Raw genomic sequence first — 7,464 nt, 5'->3', positions numbered from 1 at the left:
CGGTGGGCGCCCGCAAGGTGGAGGCAGGAAGACCGTCCCCGAGGAGCGACAGGCGGAGAGCCATGCCGATCTACCAGACCGCGCGCTACCGAGTGAACGCCGAGGCCGTCGACCGGGTCCTGGCGGCGATCGAGGAGTTCGTCGGCTACGTCGCGGCGCACGAGCCCGACACGTGGATGTACACGGCCTGGCAGCAGAAGGACGACCCGACGCGCTTCGTCCACCTCTTCACCTTCGCCGACGAGGCCGCCCACCGGGCGCACGGCGAATCGGAGGCGGTGCGCCGGTTCCAGGCGGCCTACGCGCCGGAACTCTCCGAGGGGCCCGTGGTGTTCACCGACTACCGGCTGGTCGCCACCAACGCGGGCCGACGGGCGAGCGCGCCCTGACCTTCGGCGCCCTGACCTTCAGCGCTCTGACCGGCCGGGGTCAGAGCGAGTGGGCCACCGGGTGGCGGGGCTGGTAGAGGCAGAACTCCCCGCCGCCGTGAAGGCGAAGGGCGGTCTTCAGCCCCCAGCCGACGGAGGTGACCGGCTCGGTGAACTCCACCCCGCGCGCGGTGAGTTCGCGGACGGTGGCGTCGACGTCGTCGCACATCAGGAACAGCTCGTGCGAGGGCGAGCCGCCCGGGTGGACGGCGATCTCGGCCGGGGGCAGCTTGAAGACCAGCCACCCGCCGCCCGCGTCGACGTGCGGCCAGCCCAGCACGTCGCGCAGGAAGACGCGGTCGGCCTCCGCGTCACGGCTGTGGATGATCAGGTGGGCACCGTTGATCATGTACTCACGGTAACCGGTGTCGGCCCTCACTGCCTCCGCAGGTCGCCGGAGAAGCCGGCGACGACCAGGTGCAGGCTGCCGTCCTTGTTCCGCGTGTACACCTGGTCGTACGGCTCGGCCACGCACCCGCTGACGGGGCTCAGCGGGGCCGTGCGCAGGACGATGCGGTCGGCGGCGGCCGACGTGAGGTTCGCGGTGGCGTCGCAGCTCGGTGTGCCGGCGCCGGTGTTGTTGGTGATCTCGGCGACGGGCTCACCCTTCTGGCCCTGCCGAATGGTGATCTTGAAGTCCGCCTTCGTGCGGATCGCGGGGCTGCCGAGCTGGCCCGCCCAGGTGCCCAGGAAGTCCGCGGGTATAGCGCCCGCAGGCGTCGGGGCCGGTGTCGGCGTCGGGCTCGGTGCCGGTGCCGGGGTGGTCGCCGTGGCGGCCGTCGTGGCCTGACCGGCCGAGGAGGTGCTGCTGCCGCTCGCCGTGGTGCCGTCGGGCCGGTTCCAGAGGTACACGCCGGTGCCCAGCAGCGCGGTCGTCAGGACGGCGGCGACGGCCACGCCGATGCGCCCGAGGCCCCGGCCGGCGGGTTGCCGGTACGGCGGCGGGTAGGGCGAGGGAGGGGTGGCGGCCAGGGGCTGGGGCGGGGCCTGGGGCGGAGGCGGGCCGAACCGCCCGGTCGGGGGTGCGAAGGCCGGCGGGGCGGGCGCCACGGTCGGGGGCGGCGGCGCGGGGGCCGCGGCGGCTCCGTCCAGGTCCAGCAGCTCGACCGCCAGCCCCGCGAGCGACCCGGCGACCGCCGGCGGCAGCCATGCTCTCCGCTTCAGGCGCTCGGCCGCCCCGGGGTCGTCGGCGGCCAGCCACGCCCCCAGCCGCTCCGGGGACGGCCGGTCCGCGGGGTCCTTCGCGAGGCAGGCCGCCACGATCGCGCGCAGCTGCGGGTCCACCACGTCCAGTGGCCCGAGGTCGGGGTCCTCGTGCAGCACCCGGTAGATCATGACGTGCGCGCTCACCCCCGAGCCGAACGGCGCCTCGCCCGTCGCCGCGTACGCGAGCACCGCGCCGAGCGAGAACACGTCCGACGCGGGCCCGGCCTTGGCGCCCCCGGCCTGCTCGGGCGAGAGGAAGCCGGGGGAGCCGATGACGAACCCGGACTGCGTGAGCGCCGTCGCGTCCAGGGCCCGCGCGATCCCGAAGTCGATCAGCCGCGGCCCGTCCAGCGCCAGCAGCACGTTCGACGGCTTGACGTCCCGGTGCACGAGCCCGCGCCCGTGCACGGCCGCCAGCGCCTCCGCGAGGCGGGCGCCGAGCGCCCGCTCCGACGCCGCGGGCAGCGGCCAGAACTGGCGCACGGCCGCGCTCAGGGACGGTCCGCCGACGTAGCCGGTGGCCACCCACGGCCGCTCGCCCTCGGTGTCCGCGTCCAGCACCGGCGCCGTCCAGCTCCCGCCCACCAGGCGGGCCGCGGCCACCTCCTGCCGGAACCGCACCCGGAACTCCGGGTCCGCCGCGAACTGCGCGTGCACCGTCTTGACGGCCACCGTCCGCCCGCCGGCCGTCCGGCCCAGGTAGACCAGGCCCATCCCACCCGCACCCAGGCGGCGCAACAGCCGGTACTCGCCCACCTGCCGCGGATCCCCGGGCCCCAGTGCCTCCACGCCGCCGCTCCCCTCGCCGCCCCCGCCCACCGTCACGTCACGCCAGACGGTACCGGTGCGCCACCCGGTTGCGGGCCGGAGCTCCGAACATCCGCTCCGGTAACCGGACCTACGCGTTCCCGTCCAGCACGAGCGCCCACGCCAGGCAGCCCAGCGACGCCGTGCACAGCACCGCCCGCAGCACGTTGAACCGGGCCCAGCGCTCCTCGAACACGCGCCGCACGGCCGCCGGGTCCGCGATCCGTGCCGGCGAACCGGCCTTCTCCAGCTGGTCGTTGAGAGGGATGTTCACCGCCCGGGTCACGCCGATGTTCCCCACGTACAGCACCAGCGCCGCGATCGTGGCGGGCAGCGCGTCGTGCCCCTCCTCGGGCAGGTGCAGCGCGACGGCAGCCGCGCCGAACAGCAGCGCGCCGACGTAGCCGAGCACGAACCAGCCGTTCAGGATCGCGACGTTGACCTTCTGCATCACGTCGATGAACGTGCGGTCGTCGACCCGCCGCAGCGCGGGCATCACGGAGCACGCGTAGGCGTAGAACAGGCCCGCGGTCAGCCCGCAGGTGATCGTCGCCGCCACGAGCACGAGTGTGCGCGACAGTTCCATCTCGAAGGGCCCCTCACTGTGTGTCTCGGAGTCCCGGCGTCCCGATCCCTCGGCCACCGCTGACTCGGTCCGTCCCCGTGCGCGTCGATCATCGGGCACGAACGGGTGCCGGGGCCACCCCGGCCGCTCAAGACGCCCTCAAATGACAATCCGTCAAATCATGCTCCCGCATCTACACTTGGCGGCCATGGACACGCTGACCGGACTCCTGGACGGCCCCAAGGCGCGCGGGGCGTTCCTGCTGCGCTCGATCCTCACCCCGCCGTGGTCGCTGCGCATCGAGGACCGCGCGCCGCTCTCCGTGGTCACCATGGTCCGCGGCGACGCGTGGATCCTGCCCGAACGCGGCACCCCGCTGCTCCTGCACCCCGGCGACGTCGCCATCGTGTGCGGCCCCGAGCCCTACACCGTCGCCGACGACCCCGACACGCCCGTCGACGTGATCGTCGGCCCCGGCCAGCAGTGCTCGCGCGGCGGCGTCGACGTCTCGGAGACCATGGCCCTCGGCGTCCGCACCTGGGGCCACGGCAACGAGCGCGACGACGCGTCCTCCGTCGTCCTCTCCGGCACCTACCAGGCCGAGCACGAGATCGGCCAGCGCCTCCTCGCCTGCCTGCCCGCCCTGCTCGTCCGCCCGGCCGGCACCGCCGCCGACGACACGCTGATCCACCTCCTCGCCGCCGAGATAGGGCGCAACGAGCCCGGCCAGGAACTCGTCCTGGACCGCATCCTCGACCTCCTCGTCGTCTCCGTCCTGCGCGCCTGGCTCGCCGCCCCCGACTCCGGCGCCCCCGCCTGGTACCGCGCCCAGCACGACCCCGTCGTCGGGCCCGTGCTGCGCCTCATGCACGACGACCCGGCCACCCCCTGGACCGTCGCCGACCTCGCCCAGCAGGTCGGCGTCTCCCGGGCCGGCCTCGCCCGCCGCTTCACCGCCCTGGTCGGCGAGCCCCCGATGGCCTACCTGGCCGGCTGGCGCCTCGCCGTCGCCGCCGACCTCCTGCGCGAGCCCGAGTGCACTGTCGCCTTCGCGGCCCGCAAGGTCGGCTACAGCAACGCCTTCGCCCTCTCCGCGGCCTTCAAGCGCGTGCGCGGCGTCAGCCCCCAGGAACACCGGCGCCTCGCCTCCACGGGCACCCCGAACCCCACGCCGGGCTTCTCCGGCCCCGCCGAGACGGTCGTCCTGGCCGGCTGACGGCGTCGGCACTCCCGGTGACCGGACGGTCGCCGAAAGAGATCTTCGCGCGTCCTCGAAAAATCCTGGCGAGGGATGTCGAGAACGCGCGCCCGGCTCCGTCCCCGGGGTGGAAGCGACCACAATGGGTCGCACCGCACCGAGGAGAGACACCATGGCCAAGTACCTGCTGCTGAAGCACTACCGAGGCGCCCCGGCTCCGGTCAACTGCGTCCCGATGGACCAGTGGACGCCGGAGGAGATCTCGGACCACATCCGCTTCATGCACGACTTCGCCGCCCGGCTGGAGAAGACCGGCGAGTTCGTCGACGCCCAGGGCCTCGCCCCCGAGGGCATGTGGGTCCGTTACGACGGCGAGGGGCGCCCGGCGGTCACCGACGGCCCGTTCCCCGAGACCAAGGACCTCATCGCCGGCTGGATGATCATCGACGTCGACAGCCGCGAGCGCGCCGTCGAACTCGCCGGCGAGCTGTCCGCCGCCCCCGGCGCCGGCGGCAGGCCGATCCACGAGTGGCTGGAGGTCCGCGAGGTCATGGCCGCGCCGCCCACCATCACCGAGTAGCCTGCCGGGACGTGACCACCCCCATGGACGAAGCACTGCTCAGGAGCCTCACCCCGGGCGTGCTCGGCGCCCTCGTCCGCCGCGGAGCCGACTTCGCGGCGGCCGAGGACGCCGTCCAGGACGCCCTCGTCGAGGCCCTCCGGGTCTGGCCGGCCGACCCCCCGCGCGACCCGAAGGGCTGGCTGGTCACCGCCGCCTGGCGCAAGTTCCTCGACGCGACCCGGGCGGACGCCGCCCGCCGCCGCCGCGAGGACCGCGTCGACGAGGAGCCGCCGCCCGGGCCCGCGCCCGCGGCGGACGACACGCTCCAGCTCTACTTCCTGTGCGCCCACCCGTCGTTGACGCCCGCCTCCGCGGCCGCCCTCACCCTGCGCGCCGTCGGCGGCCTCACCACCCGCCAGATCGCCCGGGCCTACCTCGTCCCCGAGGCGACCATGGCCCAGCGGATCAGCCGCGCCAAGCGCACCGTCTCCGGCGTGCGCCTCGACCGGCCCGGCGACGTCGCCACCGTGCTGCGCGTCCTCTATCTGGTCTTCAACGAGGGCTACTCCGGCGACGTCGACCTCGCCGCCGAGGCCGTCCGGCTCACCCGGCAGCTCGCCGCCGTGATCGACCACCCCGAGGTGGCCGGACTGCTCGCCCTCATGCTGCTCCACCACGCCCGCCGCGCCTCCCGGACGGCGCCCGACGGCGGCCTCGTACCGCTTGCCGAGCAGGACCGCGCCCGGTGGGACACCGGCCTGATCGCCGAGGGCGTCGGGATCCTCCAGGCGGCGCTCGCCCGCGACCGGCTGGGGGAGTTCCAGGCCCAGGCCGCCATCGCGGCGCTCCACGCGGACGCGCGGACCGTCGAGGAGACCGACTGGGTGCAGATCGTCGAGTGGTACGACGAGTTGGCGCGCCTGACCGACAGCCCGGTCGTCCGCCTCAACCGCGCGGTCGCCGTGGGCGAGGCCGACGGCGCCCGCGCCGGGCTGGCGGCCCTCGCGGCGCTGGACGACTCCCTGCCCCGGCGCACGGCGGCGTCCGCGTACCTCCACGAGCGCGACGGCGACCTGGCGACGGCGGCCCGGCTGTACGCCGAGGCCGCGCACAAGGCGCCCAACCTGGCGGAGCGCGACTACCTGACGCGGCAGGCGGCGCGGCTCAACGCCCGCCTGCGGGGGTGAGCCGCCCCCGGCCGCAGGATCGAGCCTTCGTCGGTAATTCGGTTGACCTCGTGGTACGGGAACGATCCACTGTGGCACGGGACATCACGCGTCGTGAGTCCGGCAGCCAGGGGAGGCAGCAGCACCGATGGAGATCCGTTCCACGAGCCAGGACGACCACGGCGTCTTCCTCGACACGCTCTTCGCCGCGTTCGGACGCTTCCCGGAGACCCCGGCCGAGGACGGCAGCGGGGTCTGGTGGTCGGCCCTGGAGCTGGACCGCGGCGTGCTCGCCGAGACGTCGGACGGCCGTCCCGTCGGCACCGCCATCGCGTACTCCTTCGAACTCACCCTGCCCGGTGGGATCGTCGTCCCGGCCCCCGGGGTGTCGGGCGTCGGCGTCCTGCCCTCGCACCGCCGCCAGGGCGTGCTCACCGCCATGATGCGGCACCAACTCGACGACTTCCGGGCCCGGGGCGAGTTCCTCTCCGTCCTGCTGGCCTCCGAGGCGGGGATCTACGGCCGGTTCGGCTACGGCCCGGCGACGTACACGGGCCGCCTGACGGTGCCGCGCCACCGGGGCGCGTTCGCCGCGCCCCGGGCCGGCGCCGCCGCACCGGCGGGCTCGGTCGAACTGCTGCGGCGCGCCGAGTGCGGCGCCCACCTGGAGGACGTCTACGACCGGTACCGCCGCGCCCAGCCCGGCGCCGTGTCCCGGCCACCCCACTGGTGGGCCCGGGGCGCCGGTCATGCGCCGACCGCCCGGACGCCGCGCTACGTCGCCGTCCACCGCGGCGCCGACGGCGTGCCGGACGGGTACGCCAGCTACTCGGTGGGCGACCCCGACATCCTCACGGTCGACGAGATCATCGCCACCGACGACGCGGCCTTCACCGCCCTCGCCCGTTACCTGCTCGGCCACGACCTCGTCAGCCAGGTCGTGTTCAAGCACGTCCCGCCGGACCACCCGCTGCGCTGGCAGCTCGCGGACTTCAACGCCGGCCAGGTGGCCAACCACTCCGAGTGGCTGTGGGTGCGGCTGCTCGACGTCCCGCGCGCGCTCACCTCGCGCGGCTGGTTCGCCGACGGCGAGCTCGTCCTCGACGTCGACGACCCGTTCCTCGGCGAGCGCGCCCGCCACCTGCTCACCGTCCGCGACGGCAAGGCCGACTGCGTCCCGACGGACCGCGAACCCGACCTGTCCCTGGACATCCGCGACCTGGGCGCCGTCTACCTCGGCGGCACCGCCCCGAGCACGCTCGTGCGCGCCGGACACGTCCGGGCGCACCACCCGGGCGCGGCCGCCCTCGCCGACGCCCTCTTCCGCGCCGAGCGCCAGCCGCACTGCCTGCACTGGTTCTGACCTCCGGGCGGGGCGCGATCAGTGGGCCGGTGCGGGCCAGTTCGCCGGCAGTGAGTAGTGGGGGGGGGGGGGGAGCCCGCCGGGGGGGGGGGGGGGGGGCCGCCCGGGCCGCCCGCCCGCGCCCCGCGTGGTGAGTGTGGGAGAGATTCTCGAGAGAGGACATCCCACA

General features: G+C 74.9%; 8 protein-coding genes. 5 read left to right on the top strand and 3 right to left on the bottom strand.

The window, feature by feature from the left end:
* Positions 1 to 62 precede the first annotated feature (62 nt).
* Complete coding sequence (locus ACFV4F_RS40895; protein ID WP_380447154.1) at positions 63 to 389, top strand: putative quinol monooxygenase; 327 nt, start codon at positions 63 to 65, stop codon at positions 387 to 389.
* 40 nt (positions 390 to 429) lie between these two features.
* On the opposite strand, the gene ACFV4F_RS40890 is transcribed toward ACFV4F_RS40895, so the two are convergent.
* The 3 genes from ACFV4F_RS40890 to ACFV4F_RS40880 all read right to left on the bottom strand — a co-directional run bounded on the left by ACFV4F_RS40890 (position 430) and on the right by ACFV4F_RS40880 (position 3,027).
* On the bottom strand, positions 430 to 777 hold the full coding sequence (locus ACFV4F_RS40890; RefSeq protein ID WP_380510640.1) for a VOC family protein: 348 nt from the start codon (positions 775 to 777) through the stop codon (positions 430 to 432).
* A gap of 26 nt (positions 778 to 803) precedes the next feature.
* Positions 804 to 2,423 carry a serine/threonine-protein kinase gene (locus ACFV4F_RS40885; RefSeq protein WP_380510638.1) on the bottom strand — a complete coding sequence of 540 codons (1,620 nt, stop codon included), beginning with the start codon at positions 2,421 to 2,423 and terminating at the stop codon, positions 804 to 806.
* 109 nt (positions 2,424 to 2,532) lie between these two features.
* Entirely contained in the window at positions 2,533 to 3,027 is a 495-nt protein-coding gene (locus tag ACFV4F_RS40880) for a DUF1772 domain-containing protein (RefSeq protein WP_380447148.1), read from the bottom strand.
* Positions 3,028 to 3,214: 187 nt separating this feature from the next.
* Here ACFV4F_RS40880 and ACFV4F_RS40875 point away from each other — a divergent pair, with 187 nt between their 5' ends.
* The 4 genes from ACFV4F_RS40875 to ACFV4F_RS40860 all read left to right on the top strand — a co-directional run bounded on the left by ACFV4F_RS40875 (position 3,215) and on the right by ACFV4F_RS40860 (position 7,295).
* Complete coding sequence (locus ACFV4F_RS40875) at positions 3,215 to 4,222, top strand: AraC family transcriptional regulator (RefSeq protein WP_380510635.1); 1,008 nt, start codon at positions 3,215 to 3,217, stop codon at positions 4,220 to 4,222.
* 154 nt (positions 4,223 to 4,376) lie between these two features.
* Positions 4,377 to 4,784, top strand: coding sequence for a YciI family protein (locus ACFV4F_RS40870; RefSeq protein ID WP_359974921.1), 408 nt, complete (start codon positions 4,377 to 4,379; stop codon positions 4,782 to 4,784).
* Positions 4,785 to 4,807: 23 nt separating this feature from the next.
* The gene (locus ACFV4F_RS40865; RefSeq protein WP_380510649.1) at positions 4,808 to 5,953 is read left to right on the top strand and encodes an RNA polymerase sigma factor; all 1,146 of its coding nucleotides are present in this window, start codon (positions 4,808 to 4,810) and stop codon (positions 5,951 to 5,953) included.
* A 127-nt stretch (positions 5,954 to 6,080) separates the two neighbouring features.
* Complete coding sequence (locus ACFV4F_RS40860) at positions 6,081 to 7,295, top strand: GNAT family N-acetyltransferase (RefSeq protein ID WP_380510632.1); 1,215 nt, start codon at positions 6,081 to 6,083, stop codon at positions 7,293 to 7,295.
* Positions 7,296 to 7,464: the final 169 nt, after the last annotated feature.

Origin of the sequence: Kitasatospora sp. NPDC059722, assembly GCF_042733235.1 — a bacterium.
Lineage (GTDB): Bacteria > Actinomycetota > Actinomycetes > Streptomycetales > Streptomycetaceae > Kitasatospora.
Note: the sequence above shows the minus strand (reverse complement) of the source record. Positions and strands in the feature narration are given on the sequence as shown.